The organism is Haloterrigena sp. H1, from assembly GCF_005938085.1.
Lineage (GTDB): Archaea > Halobacteriota > Halobacteria > Halobacteriales > Natrialbaceae > Natrinema.
This window is the reverse complement of record NZ_SMZK01000001.1, coordinates 1,013,599-1,032,420: the sequence shown is the minus strand read 5'-3', so window position 1 is coordinate 1,032,420 and position 18,822 is coordinate 1,013,599. Positions and strand designations below refer to the sequence as shown.

Here is an 18,822-nt window from a genome sequence, read left to right as displayed (position 1 = left end):
ACAGTCAGCTCGTCCTACTCGTCTTTCCACTTGATCGAACAGCCCTGGGACGGCTGCCACTCGAGGTCGACCGCCTCGTCGGCCAGCACGGCGTCGATCGCCTCGCGGATGTGGAACCGGGTCGGTTCATCGTCAGGGTTCAGCGCGTCGTCGAGGCGGCCGTGATAGACCAGTTCGAAGCCGGCATCGTCTCGCGGTTCCGCCGCTTGATCGTCCGCAGCGCGTTGCGCCGCGCGTGCAAAGAGGAACGGATCGGGCGTACAGACCGCACCGTACGCGCGGGCGACGTCCTGGCTCTCGTCACGGAGGTAGGCGTCGTACTGGATCGTCCCCGCTTCGACGCGTTCGCGCATCGCCTCCATGGAGTCGTCGGGGTACTCCTCGGCGTCGTTGGGGTTGATTCCGACGACCGCGACGTCGTCGTACTCGTCGGCCAGTTCGTTCAACAGGTCGAACTTCGCCTGCGCGTACGGGCAGTGGTTGCACGTAAAGACGACTAACAGTGCCTTCTTGTCGGCAAACGACTCGAGCGTGTGCGTCTCGCCGTCGACGCCTTCGAGTTCGAAGTCGGGTGCAGCGTCGCCGGCCTCGAGTTCAGGTTCGGATTCCGTCAGGACCATACCCGATCGTTCGGCTCGTTTGTTCTTAATCGTCCCGCTCGTTTCGTGTAGCTTGCGGCTCGCATATCGGCTGTGTTGACTGTCTGGGTCATCGTGACAGCGTATTTTTGCCATGCGGATCGACAACCGGGATATGCAAGGGCTGCGCTGGCTCCAGATGAGCGACGACGAGATTGCCGATTTCCTCGGCCGCGGTGGGACGGGGGTTCTCTCGTTTGCCGCCGAGTCAGACGAGCCGCCGGTTTCGATACCGGTGTCGTACGGCTACAACGCGGACGAGGGTCTGTTGTACTATCAGCTGTCGACACCTCAAGACAGCCGAAAGAGTGACTTCATCGATCAACCCGTCTCGTTCGTCGTCTACAGCAAAACCGACAGCCGGTGGGAGAGCGTCATCGCGACGGGCACACTCGACGATATCGAGGAGAAGCAGTACGAATCCAGTGCGGTACAGGGGATGTGGGCGATTCAGATCCCGCGCGTCGACATCTTCGAACGGCCGCGAAGGGAGGTCACGTTCCACTTTTTCAGCCTCGACCCCGACACGCTGACGGGGCGAAAAGAGGTTCCGTCTAGTTCCTGATCGGCCTTCTCCACCTCCCAGCCGCAAATCACAGCAGTGGCCGACGGTTCCGCTAGCCGAACAGTTCGGCGATCGAGAGGAGGACGCTGGGAACGACGAGCAAGGCGATCCCGCCGACGATCAGGGCGAGCGGCAAGACGAGTATCCCCATATCGGTCAGCAGCCAGAGCCCGAGGCCGGCCACCACCGCGACCACCCCGATCAACCGAAGCAGCCAGACGAATACGCCTTCGAGCTCCGAATCGGCGACGAGATCGACGACTTCGAGCACATCGTCCATAGTCAGCCGGATATGTCAACTCGCAGCACTTGAATCCAGTGCTCGACCATTCTGGGCCCTGGCAACGAATCAACCGTCTCGAGATCGATCTCCCGACACCGAACCCCAGAGAACCACGGGTTGCGACGACTTACATATTTGTACCTTCAGGATCATCGACGGGGTATGAAGACGCTCGAGGTCACCGACGAGCAGTACGCGTTCATCCAGCACCTCCGCGAGGAGATCTCCGAATCCGTCGTCGGCAAGTACGGCTTCGTCCGCGAACGGGACGCCGTCCAGTACCTGATCGACAATCTCGACGGCGAGATCGAATTCGACGCCGCCGAGTTCGATTCCTCGGCGACCGACGACGTCGCAGCCTCCGTCGGCGCCGCGATCGACGGCGACGACGATCCCCACGAACTCGAGGAGGTTTCCTACATCGAAGGCGAGACGGAAACGGCGGCGGTCGACGATCACCCGGACGATCTCGAGTCCGATGAGACCGAACCGGAGCCGGACGACGACGAATCCGCAGGGGACGATCCGGAGTCGAGCGATGAGGACGACGAATCGGACGCTGAGTCGGGCACGTCCGACGATACTGAGTCTGACACGGACGGAGACGCTGATTCGGGCAGTGACGATGACAGCAGCAGCGAGGGCGGATCAGCCGACGACGACGACATGTTAGACGAGATGATGAGCCTGCTCGAGACCCATGACGACAAGTGGCAGGAGTCGAGTTCGGCGGACTACCGGTACGCCGTCGACCTCCCCGACGGCTCGACCGAACAGGTCCAGACGAAAGACGACGTGCGGGCGTTGCTGTTCAAGAATTACCGCTGACATCCTCGGCTACGAGTACTGTCCAACGTTCGTCTCAGCCAAGCGAGCAGTGACGCGGGAACAGAGCCTGTCGTCGGTGCGAGGAACGCGACAAGAACGTTAGACCTTTACTCGCGCTCGCGCTTCGAAGGGATATGAGCGAACGCGAGGTGCTCGAGTTGCTTCGTGAGAACGCGCGATACTCCGCGGCCGATATCGCGCGAATGACCGACCTCGAGGAAGACGAGGTCGAGGCAGCCATCGAGGAACTCGAGGCAGCAGGTCTGGTACGTGGCTACCAGGCTGTCGTCGACTGGGATCGGCTCGAGGACGAGCGCGTCCGCGCCGAGGTCGAGTTGAACGTTCGTCTCGACCGCGAGACGGGCTACGACGACATCGCAGAGCGCCTCGCACGGTTCCCGCAGGTCACGGCGTTGCGGCTGGTCAGTGGCGACTACGACTTCGATATGGAAGTCGAGGGCGACTCCATCCGTGAGGTCTCGCAGTTCATCAGCGAGAAAGTCGCGCCCGTCCCCGAGATCACCCAGACGGTCACCCACTACGTGATGACCTCCTACAAGGAAAACGGGATCGAACTCGGCAACGGTGAGGACGACGAACGCCTCTCGTTCTCCCCCTAACCATGACGTTCGAACTATCAGACCGGGTGCAAGCGGTTCCACCGTCGGGCATCCGCCGGTTTTTCGAAATCGCCGAGGAACGCGACGATGTCATCTCGCTTGGCGTCGGCGAGCCCGACTTCGCGACGCCGTGGGCGGCCCGCGATGCCGCGATCACCTCCTTAGAGCAGGGCAAAACGTCCTATACCGCGAATCGAGGGAAACGCGAACTCCGCGAGGCGATCGCCGACTACGTCGCCGACCGGTTCGAGCTGGGCTACGATCCCGACGAGGAGATCATCGTCACCGCCGGCGCGAGCGAGGCCGTCGATCTGGCCTTCCGGGCGTTCGTCAACCCCGGTGACACGGTCGCGATCGCCCAGCCGGCGTACATCTCCTACGAGCCCGGCGTGATCTTCGCCGGCGGCGAGGTGCTGTCGGTCCCGACCAGGGAGGAAGACGACTTTCGACTCACCGTCGAGGGCCTCGAGGAGGCCGGCGCGGCCGACGCCGACGTGCTCGTCCTCTGTTATCCCAACAACCCGACGGGGGCGATCATGACCGAAGAGGATCTCAAGCCGATCGCCGAGTTCGCCCGCGAGAACGACCTGACGGTCTTCTCCGACGAGATCTACGCCGAACTCACCTACGACGGCGAGCACACCTCGATCGCGAGTCTCGAGGGGATGCGCGAGCGCACCATTGTCTTCAACGGCTTCTCGAAAGCCCACGCGATGACGGGCCTCCGGCTTGGCTACGCGCTCGGGCCCGCCGACGCCATCGGCGCGATGAACAAGATCCACCAGTACACGATGCTGTCGGCCCCGACGACGGCCCAGTACGCCGCGCTCGAGGCGCTCGACACCTGTGACAACGACGTCGCGGAGATGGTCGAGGAATACGACCGCCGACGGCGGTTCGTCCTCTCACGCTTTCGTGAGATCGGAATGGACGTCTTCGAGGCCAAGGGTGCGTTCTACTGCTTCCCCGAGGTTCCCGAGGGCTTTACCGCCGAGGAGTTCGCCGAGGGAGTCCTGCGCGAACAGGGTGTCGCGGTCGTTCCCGGCGACGTCTTCGGCGACGTCGGCGAGGGCCACCTGCGTGTCTCCTATGCGACCGGCCTCGAAGACCTCCGGAAAGCACTGAATCGGATCGAGGCGTTCGTCGCGGACCACGCCTGATACGGTCTGTATAGACAGCGCGACAGGCACCGTACCGGTAGCCACCTCGGCCGCGCGGTACCGACCGCCTCGAGGAAGACGTTGCGCATGGTCGCTAGCATGTCGTTCTCACGCCAGTAATATCGTTGAAGGCAGAATCCATGCTGCCTATAGTTACAACTGAAACGATTTCCACACCGATCGCAGGGTCCGTGGGGATCGCTCACGATGTACTCTGAACCGCGCCCCCGTCGTGCGATCGGGTATGCAGTGACGGCCAGCGGTTACTAGTATCATCCCTCCTGATTGACGACCACGATGTGCCGTTCGCCTGTCTTTTATATGGGCCTCAGCGAACGTAACCGCCGAAGCCGATCGTGGCCGCGACGATTCCTGATCGCCGTATTGAGCGCCTGTGTCAGCCGTTTCTTATGGAATAGGAGCATGTGATCATAACTTATGCCGTCGCTCGGCCGCGGCACTAAAATAGGGGTTTCACAAACAATGGGCTGACTGTCCGTCGATGATGGGAGCGACTGTGAGTGGTGTGCGCCTCGAGCGCGCAAGAGAGACGAACCGATCGGCCTGCGGAGGTGCAGCGTCGTGACGACGCGATCCGTTCCGATCGTCGATCGCGTCACCGATGCGTTCTTCGCGCTCGATACCGGCTTTCGGTTCACGTATCTCAACGAGCGGGCCGAGACGCTGCTGAAACGCTCTCGCGAGGAGCTGATCGGTCGGGTCATGTGGGACGAGTTCCCCCAGACCGTCGAGACGCAGTTCCCCGACGGGTTCCACCGTGCGATGGACGAGCAGGTACCAGTCTCCTTCGAGATCTATCACACCCACCTCGAGACGTGGTTCGAAGCCCGCGCCTATCCCTCCGAGACCGGGCTCTCGGTCTATATGCGCGATGTCAGCGAGCGCAAGGCCCAGGAGACGACGCTGGCTCAACACGCCGCGGTCGTCGAGGCGATCCGTGATGCCGTCGTCACGCTCGATCGCAACCGCGAGATCGTTACTGTCAATGGAGCAACCGAATCGATCATCGGCGCGGACCGATCGCAACTCGTCGGCGAACACGTCGAGACACTGACCGAGTTGGCGGGGATCGACGACGACCACGCCGTCGAGATCGGCCGGGCGATCACCGACATCGATATCGGGACCGCCGAGCGTCGCCAACTCGAGTTGCCCTACAGTGGGCCCGATGGCGACGACCGGATGGGCGAGTTCCGGTTCGTCCCTATCGAGGACCACGCGGCGACTGTCGCCGCCATCATCCGAGATATCACCGATCAACACGAGTACGATCGCGTCGTCACGTCGCTTCACGAGGTTACCCGGTGGCTTCTCGCGTCCGACGATCCAGAAGAAATCTGTGCGATCGCCGTCCACTCGGGGAGCGACCTGCTCGATTTGCCCATCAGCGGCGTCTGGCTGCTCGATCAGGAACACGGCTATCTCGAGCCGGTCGCCGGCACTGCCGGTGCCCACGACGAGTTCGGCGGCCTCCCGCGGTTCAATCCGGGCGAGGGCCTCGTCTGGGACGTCTTCGAGGGTGGCGACGTCGAACTATTCGACGATCTCTCGGAGACCGACGACCTCTACGACCCCGAGACGCCGCTTCGCTCGGAAATCATCGCGCCCATCGGCACCCACGGCGTGCTCATGACCGGCTCGTTCGATCCCCACCGCTTCGACGAGTCCGATGTCGATCTCATCTCGACGCTCGTCGAGAACACGCGTGCCGCCCTCGACCGGGCCGACCGGGAACGAGTGCTCAAGGACCGTACCGCGGAACTCGAGCGTCAGACCGAACGCCTCGAAGCCGTCGCAGATATCCTCTCGAGCGATCTGCAACGTCAACTCGAGGCCGTCGCCGACGCACTCGAGGACGACGAAATCGACGACTGGGAGTTTCCGCTGGCAGAAAATACCGTCGAGACCACGCTCGACCGGGCCGAATGCCTCGTCGACGACGTCCGCGAATTCGCCCGTAACGCCACCGCCGTCGGCACCCGGAGCCGCCTCCGTCTCGAATCGGCGATCGCCGATGCTGTCAGCGACTCCGGGATCAACGAGGACGCACTCGTCGTCGACGCGACGGCCACGCTCCGAGCTGATCCCGACCGGTTCGTCCACCTCCTCGAGACGGCCTTCGACAGCGCCGCCGCGCGGGCCGACGACGGCGTGACGATCCAGATCGGACTGGTCGGCTTCGACGACGAGGGCTCACGCGGCTTCTTCCTGCTCGACGATGCCGCTGAGATCCCGCCGAACGCACACGACCGTGTCCTCGATCCGACCGCCGACGACGAGACCGCGATCGACGGGCTCGGGCTCGCGCTCGTCCGCGCCATCGCGGAAGCTCACGGCTGGACGTGTACCGTCACCAACGGTGAGAACGGCGGTACGCGAATCGAAATCCGAGATATCACGACCCTCGAGCGACGGCTCGAGTAATCAACGACGCAGCCACGAGTCTGTCCCCGGCCTCACTCCTGAACTGCGGACCCACGCGCCATATCTTGACAGGACTGCCGGTAGCCGCCCTGTTCCAGCAGTTCAGTCACCGTCTCGTTGACCCGGGCACGGAGGACGGCCAGCCGGTCCGTGAGTTCGGCGTACTCCTGACTGGACTGGCGTTCGGCCTCGGTCGTTCGCTCGTCGAGCAGCGCCTTCTTCGACGCGAGTCTGAACAGCTCCCGCAGTTGCTCCCCGTAACTCGCCCGAATGTGGAGTTGCCCGATAACGCTGGTCAGTTCGCCCTGCGAGACTGGTTTGACGAGGGAGTCGTCGAATCCCAGTTCGACGGTGTCGAAGTCGGGCTCGATCGCCGTCATCATCGCAACTCGTGAAAAAGAGCCGTCGATCCGGCCGTTACTCGAGTTCGCGTTCGATCGTCGCGCGTCGCTCGGCGATCTCGTTCGCGTCGGTCTCGATCGTCCGGTCGCCGACGTCGATCGTGAGTCGACCGTCGTCGGTTGCGGAGCCGAGTTCGACGACCGGTGCGACGCCGTCGAACGCCTCGCGGACCGCCTCGACCGACTCGGTCTGGATTAGCGCGCGACCGGCCTGTTCGTGGAAGAGTTCGCCTGCGGGGTCCTCGCCCGGAAGCGACACCTCGAGCCCGGCGTCGTCGGTGACCATCTCGGCGAGTGCGACTGCGAGGCCGCCATGGCTGATGTCGTGGACGGCAAGTGTCGACTCGTCGTTTGCGACCGCCGCCAGCGTTTCGACGACGGCAGCCGGTTCGTCGGGCAGTTCGGGGAACCGGTCGCTGCCGTCGAACTGTGCGAGATACTCGGAGCCGCCCAGCCGAGCGTCGTCGGCCTCGAGTCCGAGGTCACCGACGAGCACGAGCTCGCCGTCGGTTTCGACCGACAGCGGCGGCGCGTCGTAGCCGTCTTTGGCACCGACCATCGCCAGCGTCGGCGTTGGCGGAATCGGCCCCGCGACGGAGTCGTTGTACAGCGAGACGTTCCCGCCGACGACCGGCGTCGACAGCGTCTCACACATCTCGGCGAGGCCGTCGACGATACCGGTGAAGCCGCCGTACACGTCGTCTTTCTCCGGGTTCCCGCCGTTGAGACAGTCGACCGCGGCAAGCGGCGTTGCACCCTTGGCCGCGATGTTCGTCGCGTTCTCGAGCGCGACCGCGCGGGCTCCCTCGTAAGGCGCGACGTTGGTCCAGTTAGGTGCCGCACCCGAGGAGATCGCCAGTCCCTGTTCGGCTTCGCGGACGGCGACGATGGCCGCGTCGTCGCCCGGCCCGACACTCGTGCGGACGCCGACCTCGTGGTCGTACTGGCGGTAGACCCACCGCTTCGAGGCCGTGTTCGGACTCGCGACGACAGCGTCGAACGCGTCCGCGAGATCGGCATCCGGGAGGTCGGTTTCGGGTTGCTCGGGTTCTTCGGTCGGGAGGTCGTTCATCGGTGCGCCCTCACCGAGGAAGTAGGCGTCGACGTCGACGACCGTCTCGCCCTCGAACGTACAGACGTAGTTGCCGTCGGTGACCTCGCCGATGACTGAACAACCGAGATCGAACCGCTCGACGATCTCGCGGACGCGGTCGACGTTGTCGGGTTCGACCTCGTAGCACATCCGCTCCTGGGACTCGGCGAGCAGGATCTCCATGGCGTTCATGTTCGGCTCGCGCTGGTGGACGCGCTCGAGGTCGATCTGTGCGCCCAGATCGGCTTTGGCGACCATCTCGCTCGAGGCACCGCCGAGGCCGGCGGCACCGAGGTCGCGGGCCGATTCGATCAGGTCCTCGTCGACGAGCGCCTCGTTGGCCTCGATGAGCAGCTTCTCGGCATATGGGTCGCCGACCTGCACTGCGGGGCGGTCTTCGGTTTCGGCGTCTTCGGCGAGGTCTTCGCTGGCGAAGCTCGCGCCACCGAGTCCGTCACGGCCGGTGGCGTTGCCCACGAGGACGAGTTTGTTGCCCGGCTCCTGGGCCTCGGCGGTGACGAGTCGCTCCTCGTTGGTCAGGCCGACGCAGGCGACGTTGACTAACGGATTCCCCTCGTATTTGGGATGGAAGTCGACGCTGCCGGCGACCGTGGGGACGCCGATACAGTTTCCGTAGTGGCTGATCCCCTCGACGACGCCTTCGAAGAGGTACTTCGAGTGATCGTCGTCGAACTCGCCGAAGTACAGCGAGTCCGCGAGCGCGATCGGGTACGCGCCCATCGAGAGCGTGTCCCGGACGATGCCGCCGACGCCGGTCGCCGCGCCGTCGAACGGGTCGACGTAGGAGGGATGGTTGTGACTCTCGATCCCCATCGTGATGTACGTGTCACTGGTCCCGTCTCCGTCGCCGCTGTCGGGGAGTGCAACGACTGCCGCGTCGTCGCCCGGTCCGATGACGACCTGGTCACCCTCGCTGTCGAACGCCGACAGCAGCGGCCGCGAGGAGCGGTACGCACAGTGCTCGCTCCAGAGGTTCTCGAACAGCGCCGCCTCCGCCTGCGTCGGCTCCCGGTCCAGCTCGGAAACGACGAGTTCGCGATCCGAATCGGCAAGACTCATTCATCTAGGTGGTGAAAGTCGGTCGGTAAATGGGTTTCCATGTGCACGTTCGTGAATATCGATTCCGCTCTCGAGCGGCTGGTTCCCGTCGAGCGATCGACGCCAGGAAAACGAAGCAGGAGCTTGCTGCTATCCGATGCCGACGCGCCGCGATGGCCTTATTCGAAGTCGAGATCGAACTCGAGGGACACCTGGTTCGTCACGTTGTCGTACAGCGGCGACGTCTCGAGGACTTCCTCGTGTAACGCTTCGAGTTCCTCGTCCGACGCGTCGGCGTCGATGTGGGTCGTGGCACGAATCTCTTCGTACCCCGCCCGAACGTCGTCACTCAACCCGAGGAAGCCCCGCAGGTCGATGTCGCCCTCGAATTCGAAGTGCATGTCGTCGATCTCGATGCCCTTCGCCGCGGCGTGGCCTGCATAGGTCACGCTGAGACACGAGCCGATGGCAGCCAGGAGGTGTTCGACCGCGTTCGGGCCGTCCCGTTCGCCGAGCAAGGCCGCTGGCTCGTCACCGGTCACGGTGAACTCCGGCGACTCGATCGTCTCCTCGTTCTGTTCGAAGTCGCTAATGCGTGTTTCGCTGGCGAAGCCACCCGTCCACTCCGTCTCGGCACGGAACGTGAACGACGCTTGCTCTGGCTCTGCGGAGACCCCTTCGATGAGTGACTCGAGTTCGTCGACGTCGAGTCCGTTTACGCTAGTCATGAGTGAATTGTGCAATACTACGTTCCCTGTGGGCTCCCATAACCCTTTCGAAGTAGTCACAATATATCGTGTCGGACTAGGAAGAACTAGCAATATTCATATCTACTTAACACCGACTATTTTGCGTTCCTGGGTGGGGCCGCAGTCGGTACTTGTTATCGAACTCCCTTAAACGAACAGTAATGGCCGTATTACGTCTGTTTTCGAGATCAATATGCTCAACAGCATATCTTAGAACTAGCTGCACGTCGGGTATAGTTATCTCATCCCATTCGGAAATAATGTCTATTTCCGCCGGGTTTACAACCGGGCCAGCGCTACCTGGTATTGGATAGTATCTGCATGACTCTGAAGAACGGAATCGATATGGAGAAGTTCGAACAGCTCACCGCCGCTGCCGAGGACGACCCAGAAAACGCCGACTTCCGGTTTTTCGCGGAAACGGAGTGGACTGGCGATACGACGTGTGAAACCACCGTCAGTGAGATCGAAAAAGGAGGTACGCTCGTCGACTCGCCCGAGTTCACCATGGAAGGTGCGTTGTTCGGCCACCGTGACGCACCGAACGCACTCGAGCAGTTGTTGTCCTCGCTTGGGACCTGTCTGACGATTACCTACGCCGCCCACGGCGCAAAGCGGGATATCGAGATCTCCGAGATTCGCCTCGAGTTCGAGGGCCGGGCCGATATGCGCGGCCTCCTTGGGCTCGCCGACGACGTCCGCCCTGGCTTCGATCACATCGAGTGTACCGCACACGTCGAGTCGCCCGCATCGACAGCCGAACTCGAGGAAGTACAGGAAGCCGCTCACGCGAGTTCGCCCATCCTCGATAACCTCGAGAACGAAGTGACAGTCGACATCCACCACGCGACAGCGGAGTAACCCGACGTCGCGTTCGATCCTGCATACTCACTCTGGCCTCGACTGATCGAACGCTCGCTTTCCGCTTTCACTCGGCTTCGAGACCACTCGTTTTTCGTCCCACCATGTGACCGTGATCGCGACTCGAGTCGCACGGCTAATCGAGGCGCTTTTGATCAGGCCGTCTAAACGTACGTTCGTGCTGTCGGTCGAACTCCACACGCACTCGGCGCTGTCGTACGACGGCCGGGATCCAGTCGAACTCATCTTGGAGCAGGCCGAGGCGATCGGTCTCGACGCGATCGCGGTGACCGATCACGACGAGATCGACGCGAGTCTCGAGGCCGCAGAGCGCGCGCCAGACTACGGCCTCGTCGGCATTCCGGGGATGGAAATCTCGAGCCAAGCCGGCCATATACTGGGACTTGGCCTCGAGGAGGCGGTACCAGCCGGCTTGTCCTTCGAGTCGACACTCGAGGCGATCCACGAGCAAGGTGGCCTGGCGATCATTCCACATCCATTTCAGGAGGCCCGCCACGGCGTGATGGCCCGTATTTCCCGCGAGCAACTCGCGGCCGGCGACGCGATCGAGGTCTACAACTCGCGGCTGTTTACCGGTCGAGCGAACCGACAGGCAGAACGCTACGCCCGATCACGGGGACTGCCGATGACGGCCGGCAGCGACGCCCACATCAGCGAGATGGTCGGGCAAGCGGTCACGCGCGTCGATGCCGAGGAACGTTCCGCCGAGGCGATCCTCGCGGCGATCGCGGACGGGCGGACGACAGTTGAAGGAAAGCGCACGCCCTGGCGAATCAGCGTCCAGCAGTTCGCCGGCGGCGTCACGAGACGAGTCGGCCGCGTTTTGAACCTCCTCCGATGACCGAACCAACGATTCGCGGTGCCGATCCAGTGACCGTTCGCAATGCACTCGCAGACGCCGATCCGCTTCCGGGAACGACCGGCTTCGCCGGCGAGATCGATGGCCGCCTCGTTCGCGACGTCCTCGGACGGGTGCCCCTGTTCGTCGAAACCGATCCCGCTGCGAGTCCAAACCCGACCTGGGCGTTTGAGCCGAGCGCACTCGAGGAGCCGACGCTTTTCCCGGCCGGCGCGGCCGCACCCGTCGGCGAGTCGCTCCCCGAGCCGGAGTCATGCTGGTCGCTGCCCGATCCGACCCCCGAACCGAACCACGAGGCCGCCATCGACGCCCTCGAGCGCGCCGTTCGGACGGCCAGCGAGACCGTTCGAGAGGACGATCGAGACATCGCCGTCGCCTTCTCCGGCGGGGTCGATTCGGCGCTGGTCGCCGAACTGCTCGACGCGCCGCTGTACGTCGTCGGCTTCCCCGACAGCCACGACGTCGCAGCCGCGCGGACGGCCGCCGACGCGATGGGCCGCGAGCTCACGGTCGTCGACCTCGAGCCCGCCGACCTCGAGCGGGCCGTCCCCGAGGTCGCACGAGCGACCGGGCGGACGAACGCGATGGACATCCAGATCGCCCTGCCGCTGTATCTGGTGGGCGAACGCGTCGCCGCCGACGGATTCGACGCACTCGCGGTCGGGCAGGGAGCCGACGAACTGTTCGGCGGCTACGAGAAGGTCGTCCGACTCGACCACCGGGTCGCAGCCGAGACGACCCGCGGAGCCGTCCGCGAGGGGATCAGGAGCCTCCCCAAGCAACTGCCGCGAGACGTGCTGACGATCGAGGCGACGGGACTCGAGCCGGCCGCGCCGCTGCTGCACGACGCCGTCGTCGCGGCGGCGCTTCGTCTGCCGGACGCGTTGCTGGCCGACGAGGACGAACGAAAGCGTGGCTTCCGACGCGTGGCGGCCCGCTATCTGCCCGCCGAGGTCGCCAACAGGGACAAAAAGGCCGTCCAGTACGGCAGCCTCGTCGCTCGCGAACTCGACCGACTCGCCCGGCAGGCCGGCTACAAGCGCCGGATGGACGATCACGTCACCAAGTACGTCGCGTCGCTACTCGTGGACGGGGAGACGGCTCCCGAGTAAGGACGCGATTCGTCTCATACGGTCTGCTGTCACGATGTACCGGTGCAACCGCAGTTCGGTTGCGGTTGTATCGGAAATGACTGACAGTAGTCCAGATCAGGACGGCAGCGGGCAGAGACTCGCCGTAAAGACTACCGTCTCGTCGGTGTCGTTTCTCGCGCCGTGGACGACGCCGCGCTCGTGATGGACCACTCCGGGCGCATCGATTTCCTTGCGCTCATCGCCCTGGATGACTGTCACCGTCCCCTCGAGCACGTGGAAGACGTTCGTACTCTCGCCGTGGTCGTGAGCGTCGAGTGTCGCACCCGGTCCGAGTGCGAACGCTTTCACGAGCACGTCGTCACTGACGACCAGTTCCGTACTTTCGATCTCACCGTCGGCTGGCTCGAGGTCGGCGATCGCGTCGGTGTATTCGTCGCGCATATCGACCCTGTTCGACGGATGGAGTTATAACGACAGGGGAGGGGGAGAAACGAGAGAGTCGGACGCCGGTGTGGCGAAGGCGCTCAGTCTTCCGTTTCGGTCGGCAGCTTGTTCGCGGGTTCTTGCGTAATGTTTTCGGAGACCGTCCGGCGGTTGGTCTCGCCCACTCGATCGGCGACCTCGCCGACGACGTCCTCGAGGTGGCTCTGGACCTCGCTGTCGTCGTTTTTGACCAGGGCACCTTTGCTGCCGTCGGCCCCGAAGTCGGGATGGATCGGAATCCGACCCAGCAGTGGGATGTCGTACTTGTCGACGATGGTGTCAGCACCGCCGGTGCCGAACAGACCGTGCTGGTCGCCACAGGACGGACAAATGAAGGAACTCATGTTCTCGACGACGCCCAGGACAGGGGTGTCGTGTTTGTTGAACATCTGGATTCCTTTGCGGGTGTCGTCGAGTGCCATTTCCTGTGGCGTCGTGACGACGACGGCACCAGTGACGGGCATCGACTGCAGCAGGTTCAGCGTCGCGTCGCCGGTCCCCGGCGGCAGGTCGACGATCAGATAGTCGAGTCGGCCCCACTCGACGCCCTCGAGGAACTTCATCATGAACTTGTTGACCATCGGGCCGCGGAGGATCGCGGGGTCGTCCTCGTCCTCCATCATCATGCCCATGCTGATGATACGGACGCCGTCAGAGCGCGGTGGCACGATTTCCTCGTTGGGTGTGACGCCGGGGTCGCTCTCGGCCGGGAGGATCTGGGGAATGTTCGGCCCGTGAATGTCGGCGTCGAGGAGGCCGACCATCGCCCCGCGTTTCTCGAGCCCGGCCGCGAGGTTGGCTGCGACTGTCGTCTTGCCGACCCCACCTTTCCCGGAGGAGACGGCGATGACGTTGCGGACGCGTGGCAGGACTTCGTCGTCGAAGCCGTGTTCCTCGCCGACGTGTGCTCGCAGGTCGGCCTCGAGGCCGGCGTCTTCGATGACATCACGGATCTGGTTGCCGATCTCCATCTCGGAGGGTGCATACGGCGCATTGAACGCAAGCGAGATGCGAGCGGTCTCGTCGTCGATCGTGACGTCGTTGACCAGTCCAAGTGAGACGATATCCTCGCCAATGTCCGGATCCTCGACCTGCTCGAGTTTGATTTCGAGCTCGTGTGCTGTGATGGTCATAGTGTCGGTATGCTAGCCGTAGGAAGGGCCCGGAACGGGATACGTGTGATGGTTCGAGTGTCAAGCGCGACAAAACCGGAGTTGGGACTGGCGAGTTCGACTGCGTGGCTGCGAAAAATGAACGCGATCGTTCGAATGTGAGACGGCTGTCAGCTGTCAGTTACGGCGGGCCGACGCTGCTGATCGGCTCCGGTGGGCCGCCGTAGAAGACGACGCCGATCAGGACGGTCAGGATGAACATCCCGACCCACATCGAGGTCGTCAGACCGACGAGATAGCCGACGCCGAGCAGTCCGGACGACGTGTCGCGGGGCTTCCCGAGGAACCATGCTGCGAGCATGATGTAGACCGGGACCAGGATGATCGCGAAGATGACCCAGGTCCCCTCATTGGGGAAGCCGGTGAAACCGCCGGTGCCGTCGTAGCCGTGATACAGGAGTTCCGACGCGAATGTTGTCAGTGCTGGACTCATGCTTCCACCTCCGGTTCGGTCGCCTCGTCACCGTGTGCGTGGTCGCCACGCATGTGTTCGACCGCGTGGAGCTCGACCACTGGGACGAGCTTCGAGACGTTGAGGAATAAAAGTGCCACCAGTCCAGCCGTCCCAGCGAGCGACGCCCACTCGATCAGGCTCGGGAAGTAGGTCCCGGGCGTGTTGGCGTAGATGTCGAACACCGGGTGCTTGAATCCTTCGACGACGAACAGGACCTTCTCGGTCAGCGTCCCCGTGAGGATGACCCCGCTGGCGAGGAGCGCTCGCTTCTTGCTGAACAGCGATGGACGGATCACCTGCAGGAAGATGTACACGAGCGTACTGAAGATCAGGAACATCGCAATCTGATAGAGCGGGTGAGCAAGCTTCGCTTCAGCCGAGATTGCCTTCGCATTTGGTCCGAGGAAGACACCGTTGAGAACGAACTGGAGCTGGAACCAGAGGAACAGCAGGGTGAAGAATCCGAGCCACAGGAGCAGCCCGCGGAAGATGTCGTCAGTGATGATGTGGTCCCAGTCGTAGGCGCGTCGGAACGCATACGAGATGATGGTCACACCGCCGATCGCCGACATCAGTGCGATGCTCAGGAACATCGGGCCCTGAATGCCGCCGGTCCAGGCTGGCATCGCCGGGAGCAGTGCGAACAGCCACGGGATGACGCCACCGTGGAGCAAGAGTGGGGCCATGATGATGACTGCGGCTGCGAGCCACCAGACCATCCGATCGATGACCTTGTCTTCTTCTTTGGTGTAACCGATCGTCATGATCTTGTAGATCGGTTCGAATCGGTCAGGGAGCTGGTCGCGCAGTCGGTTGACGTCGTATCGGAGCGTGAGCGCGAGGTAGGTCGCCGACAGCACGAAGTAGGCCGTAATGACCGTCACGTCCCACACCAGCGGCGAGTTGTTGACCGTGATGTGGTAGTGACCGATGACGCTCGTGACCATCCGGTCCGGTCGGCCCATGTGGACCAGAATGTAGAAGCCGGCGGCCGAGAGGCCACCGATGGTCGTCAGCTCCGCGATTCGGGCGATCGGCATGTACCGATCCATCCCGAGCAGTCGGACAGCAGCCGAGAGGATGATACCGCCGTGTGCGACACCGACCCACCAGATGAACGCGCCGATGTACAGTCCCCAGGTCGAGCCACCACCGGAACCCCAGTCACCGAGCCCGGTGACGACCAGTCCCTTCTGAAGCTGGTAGGCCCAGCCCACGAGGAAGGCCACGAGAGCCAGGGCCGCGATGCCGTACAGGATGAAGTACTTCTTGGTCAGCGTGTTGATCGGACGAAGGATGTCCGCTTCGGTTGGCTCCTTCGTGCTCATAGCGACACCCCGTCGATGCGACCGACGGTCTCTTCATCGAGTTTCTCCTGTCGCTTGTCGAGGAGACCGACGTCTTCGTACTTCGTCGGCCCGTCGACCTGATAGGCGTTGGTGCCGGGCTCCGCACCGAGGTACGTGACGTTCGGGTTCGTCCCGATGTCGTCGAGCAGGTTGAACGCGCTCGACTCGCCCACGTACTGCTGGAGCGTGAACCGAGCTTCCTGCTCGCTGCCGTCGGCGAGGCGCAGCGTCTCGAGGGCCTCGTCGCTCTCGAGGTCGACGTACTCTTCGATGGCGTCGAGGGACTCGAGAAGAGTCTGTTGGCTTTGGAGCAGAGTGGTGTTCGCGTTGCCCTCGGGTTCGAGCCGTTCGCTGATGATGTCGATTGCTTTCATCATCGACAGCACCTCGACGTCGAAGGTATCGTCCTCGCCGGCGGCGTCGAGGGCCTCGATTGCAGACTGGAGATCGCCACCATCGCTGAGCGTGCTGTTGACCGTCTCCGGATCGGGAACGTACCGACCGCTACTGACGTGGTCGCCGCTCAGGTGGGCGATAGCCCGGCTCTTGACCGGGTGCTCGCGGTGCTGGTACGAGTCGCTCTTCTCGTCGTTGACGTCACCGAACTGGATCGCGTTCGGCGGACAGGCCGATTCACAGGCGGTCGTCCCGACCTTCTCCTCGCCCTGTTTGCCGTCCTGCATGGTCGGACAGAACGTACACTTGCTCATGACGCCACGCGGAGCACGACTGTCGACCCACCGCGTGCCGTGTTCGTACTCGGCGTGCGTGATCTGGTCGGGGTCTTCGGGGCTCTCGAGGCCGTCGATGTCGTCGTAGGCAACCTCGGGTTCGTCCCACTGGAAGTAGTTGACGCCGTACGGGCAGGCGACCTGACAGTAGCGACAGCCGATACAGACGTCGTAGTCGGTCAACACGATACCGTCCTTGTCACGGGTGTGACGGGCGGTCGTCGGGCACACCTTCTCACAGGGGGCGTCCGTGCAGTGCTGGCACGGTCGCACGAGCATGTTGAAGTCGCTCCCCATGTTGAAGTCGGTGTAGGTACCGGAGTCGACCAGTCCTTGCCCACCCTCGGGAGAAGTATGATTGCGGTCCTCCCAGGCCATGACGTACATCCAGTTGACGCCGGCGTCGAGGTCGTTCTCCTGCTTGCAGGCCTGCATGCAGGTCAGACAGCCGTCACAGCGTTCCAGGTCGATCGTCATGCCCCACTGGGTATCGGGTTTCTCGTGGGTCTCAGTACTACTACCGTGGCCGCCACCGTGGCCGCCTTCGGCGACGCTGGCCTCGGGACCGTCATCGACGGTGCCCCACGCACCGACGCCGACGGCTGCCGCGCCGACACCCATCTTCTTCATCGTTTCGCGACGGGTCTGTTCGCCGTCACCGTCGAACTTGTCGAGCATTCGGGAGACCGTGCCCTTGGTCTCTTCCTGGGCCGCTTCGTAGGCCTCCTTCGTCGGGCGCTCGTCCTCACCGAACTCCTCCATCACGTCGTCGTGATATTTCTCGTGGAATTCGGCCTCGGAAAGTTCGCCGTTGGTGACTCGCATCGCGTCACGAGCCATGTCCATACCGAGTTGGCTATCGTACTCGGTATCGTCGAGCATCGACTCGAGTTCGCCTTCCCACTCATTTCCGAGTGGATGGAATGATTCGTCGTCCGTACTCATCAGATCAGAACACCTCTGAATATGACACTGGTGTCATGCCGAGAGTACTCGACGGCATGCACTTCAAATCGTTCATTTGTGGTTCCTCATCCCTCGCTCATAACCCGACTTGGATGAAATATAGAGCCGATTTCCAGCGCGTGAGAATCTACCCGACTATGTTCGCCTATATAAGTCAACCCTCCCAACAGTGGACCAACGCGTCCGCTCGAGCGTATCTATCTATTACGTACCCGTGGGCCGATCCTCGAGGTCGGCGTATTCGGCGACACCTGGTAGCTCCGCGACGAATCGCTTGATGATCGCCTCTTCAGCCCGATGAAGCGTCTCACTGCACGTCGATTTGGCGATGTCCAGGCGGGCCGCGAGTTCAGTCAGTGAACAGCGCCGTGGGGTGTCGTAGTAGCCCGCTTCGACGGCGGCGACCACAACTTCGAGTTGGCGCTCCGAGAGGAGCTGGCTCTCGTGAAGTCGCTCGCTGACGTTCTCGATCCGATACTGGAACCCGAAGCGCTCGAGCTGTTCGGCGAGGTCTGCCAGCCGTTCGCGGGAGCCGGTGACCTCGACAGTCGCCTCGCCGTCGACGATTTCCACTGGGAGTTCGATCGGCACACCCGCCTCCTGCGAGGATGCCAACAGCAACGGTGCCGTCGTCTCGAAGTGAACCGTCGCTTCGCTGTCCGCTTGCTGTATGATCGTGAGTTCGGTGAGCTGTGAATGGTCGGCCATCGCTTCGATCACCGCCGTGACTGTCTGCCCGGTGATCCGGACGAGCGCAAACCCGGACTCGGGCCCGGGAACAGCCGCGAGCACCCGAAATGTCGACTCGGGATAGGCTGTCGATAGCTGCTGAATCCAGATCTCCTCGGGCATCGTAATCGTGAGTGTTGCGTGGGCCATACGAGCGGATTCCGTTCGTCTCTCGGCCCCGTGGATACGAATATGTTCGTTCCTTCTCAAGCTGTGGACGATTGGTTGTGAACGGGAGCGACTACCCGTGTAACGGCCGACG

Annotated in this window: 18 protein-coding genes and 1 pseudogene; 8 read left to right on the top strand and 11 right to left on the bottom strand. The window is 63.0% G+C overall.

Features of this window, described 5'->3' with window-relative positions; translation table 11 throughout:
* Nucleotides 1–14 precede the first annotated feature (14 nt).
* A complete protein-coding gene (locus E2L06_RS05235; RefSeq protein WP_138779264.1) occupies nucleotides 15–620 on the bottom strand; it encodes a thioredoxin family protein in 606 nt (201 codons plus the stop codon).
* Nucleotides 621–753: 133 nt separating this feature from the next.
* On the opposite strand from E2L06_RS05235, the gene E2L06_RS05230 reads away from it, so the two are divergent.
* Nucleotides 754–1,203 (top strand): pyridoxamine 5'-phosphate oxidase family protein, encoded by a 450-nt coding sequence (locus tag E2L06_RS05230; protein ID WP_138782507.1) that lies wholly within the window; start codon nucleotides 754–756, stop codon nucleotides 1,201–1,203.
* A 52-nt stretch (nucleotides 1,204–1,255) separates the two neighbouring features.
* Here the strand turns inward: E2L06_RS05230 and E2L06_RS05225 are convergent, their stop codons facing one another.
* Nucleotides 1,256–1,483, bottom strand: coding sequence for a hypothetical protein (locus E2L06_RS05225; RefSeq protein WP_138779262.1), 228 nt, complete (start codon nucleotides 1,481–1,483; stop codon nucleotides 1,256–1,258).
* 165 nt (nucleotides 1,484–1,648) lie between these two features.
* Here E2L06_RS05225 and E2L06_RS05220 point away from each other — a divergent pair, with 165 nt between their 5' ends.
* The 4 genes from E2L06_RS05220 (at nucleotide 1,649) to E2L06_RS05205 (ending at nucleotide 6,539) form a co-directional block, all read left to right on the top strand.
* A complete protein-coding gene (locus E2L06_RS05220; protein ID WP_138779260.1) occupies nucleotides 1,649–2,314 on the top strand; it encodes a hypothetical protein in 666 nt (221 codons plus the stop codon).
* Between the two features lie 134 nt (nucleotides 2,315–2,448).
* Nucleotides 2,449–2,934, top strand: coding sequence for an Lrp/AsnC family transcriptional regulator (locus E2L06_RS05215; protein WP_138779258.1), 486 nt, complete (start codon nucleotides 2,449–2,451; stop codon nucleotides 2,932–2,934).
* Between the two features lie 2 nt (nucleotides 2,935–2,936).
* Entirely contained in the window at nucleotides 2,937–4,094 is a 1,158-nt protein-coding gene (locus E2L06_RS05210; protein ID WP_138779256.1) for a pyridoxal phosphate-dependent aminotransferase, read from the top strand.
* A gap of 582 nt (nucleotides 4,095–4,676) precedes the next feature.
* Complete coding sequence (locus tag E2L06_RS05205; protein ID WP_138779254.1) at nucleotides 4,677–6,539, top strand: PAS domain-containing protein; 1,863 nt, start codon at nucleotides 4,677–4,679, stop codon at nucleotides 6,537–6,539.
* A gap of 32 nt (nucleotides 6,540–6,571) precedes the next feature.
* Here E2L06_RS05205 and E2L06_RS05200 read toward each other — a convergent pair.
* The 3 genes and pseudogenes from E2L06_RS05200 to E2L06_RS05190 form a co-directional block, all read right to left on the bottom strand.
* A pseudogene (locus E2L06_RS05200) lies at nucleotides 6,572–6,931 on the bottom strand (HalX domain-containing protein); the annotation flags it as partial.
* Nucleotides 6,932–6,956: 25 nt separating this feature from the next.
* Nucleotides 6,957–9,113 carry a phosphoribosylformylglycinamidine synthase subunit PurL gene (gene purL, locus E2L06_RS05195; RefSeq protein WP_138779250.1) on the bottom strand — a complete coding sequence of 719 codons (2,157 nt, stop codon included), beginning with the start codon at nucleotides 9,111–9,113 and terminating at the stop codon, nucleotides 6,957–6,959.
* Nucleotides 9,114–9,271: 158 nt separating this feature from the next.
* Nucleotides 9,272–9,820 (bottom strand): OsmC family protein, encoded by a 549-nt coding sequence (locus E2L06_RS05190; RefSeq protein ID WP_138779248.1) that lies wholly within the window; start codon nucleotides 9,818–9,820, stop codon nucleotides 9,272–9,274.
* Between the two features lie 342 nt (nucleotides 9,821–10,162).
* Here E2L06_RS05190 and E2L06_RS05185 point away from each other — a divergent pair, with 342 nt between their 5' ends.
* The 3 genes from E2L06_RS05185 to E2L06_RS05175 all read left to right on the top strand — a co-directional run bounded on the left by E2L06_RS05185 (nucleotide 10,163) and on the right by E2L06_RS05175 (nucleotide 12,694).
* On the top strand, nucleotides 10,163–10,702 hold the full coding sequence (locus E2L06_RS05185) for an OsmC family protein (protein ID WP_138779246.1): 540 nt from the start codon (nucleotides 10,163–10,165) through the stop codon (nucleotides 10,700–10,702).
* Between the two features lie 178 nt (nucleotides 10,703–10,880).
* On the top strand, nucleotides 10,881–11,564 hold the full coding sequence (locus E2L06_RS05180; RefSeq protein ID WP_138779244.1) for a PHP domain-containing protein: 684 nt from the start codon (nucleotides 10,881–10,883) through the stop codon (nucleotides 11,562–11,564).
* Complete coding sequence (locus tag E2L06_RS05175; RefSeq protein ID WP_138779242.1) at nucleotides 11,561–12,694, top strand: asparagine synthase C-terminal domain-containing protein; 1,134 nt, start codon at nucleotides 11,561–11,563, stop codon at nucleotides 12,692–12,694. Before E2L06_RS05180 ends, E2L06_RS05175 begins: the two co-directional genes overlap by 4 nt.
* 96 nt (nucleotides 12,695–12,790) lie before the next feature.
* On the opposite strand, the gene E2L06_RS05170 is transcribed toward E2L06_RS05175, so the two are convergent.
* The 6 genes from E2L06_RS05170 to E2L06_RS05145 all read right to left on the bottom strand — a co-directional run bounded on the left by E2L06_RS05170 (nucleotide 12,791) and on the right by E2L06_RS05145 (nucleotide 18,710).
* Nucleotides 12,791–13,117: a cupin domain-containing protein gene (locus E2L06_RS05170; RefSeq protein ID WP_138779240.1), complete on the bottom strand. Its 327-nt coding sequence runs from the start codon at nucleotides 13,115–13,117 to the stop codon at nucleotides 12,791–12,793.
* A gap of 83 nt (nucleotides 13,118–13,200) precedes the next feature.
* Nucleotides 13,201–14,292 (bottom strand): P-loop NTPase, encoded by a 1,092-nt coding sequence (locus tag E2L06_RS05165; protein WP_138779238.1) that lies wholly within the window; start codon nucleotides 14,290–14,292, stop codon nucleotides 13,201–13,203.
* Nucleotides 14,293–14,452: 160 nt separating this feature from the next.
* On the bottom strand, nucleotides 14,453–14,764 hold the full coding sequence (locus E2L06_RS05160) for a hypothetical protein (RefSeq protein WP_008010444.1): 312 nt from the start codon (nucleotides 14,762–14,764) through the stop codon (nucleotides 14,453–14,455).
* On the bottom strand, nucleotides 14,761–16,113 hold the full coding sequence (nrfD, locus tag E2L06_RS05155) for an NrfD/PsrC family molybdoenzyme membrane anchor subunit (RefSeq protein WP_138779237.1): 1,353 nt from the start codon (nucleotides 16,111–16,113) through the stop codon (nucleotides 14,761–14,763). Before nrfD ends, E2L06_RS05160 begins: the two co-directional genes overlap by 4 nt.
* Nucleotides 16,110–17,810: a 4Fe-4S ferredoxin N-terminal domain-containing protein gene (locus tag E2L06_RS05150; protein WP_138779235.1), complete on the bottom strand. Its 1,701-nt coding sequence runs from the start codon at nucleotides 17,808–17,810 to the stop codon at nucleotides 16,110–16,112. The genes nrfD and E2L06_RS05150 overlap by 4 nt, the downstream gene beginning before the upstream one ends.
* Nucleotides 17,811–18,035: 225 nt before the next feature.
* Entirely contained in the window at nucleotides 18,036–18,710 is a 675-nt protein-coding gene (locus E2L06_RS05145) for a helix-turn-helix domain-containing protein (RefSeq protein WP_138779233.1), read from the bottom strand.
* Between the last annotated feature and the right edge of the window lie 112 nt (nucleotides 18,711–18,822).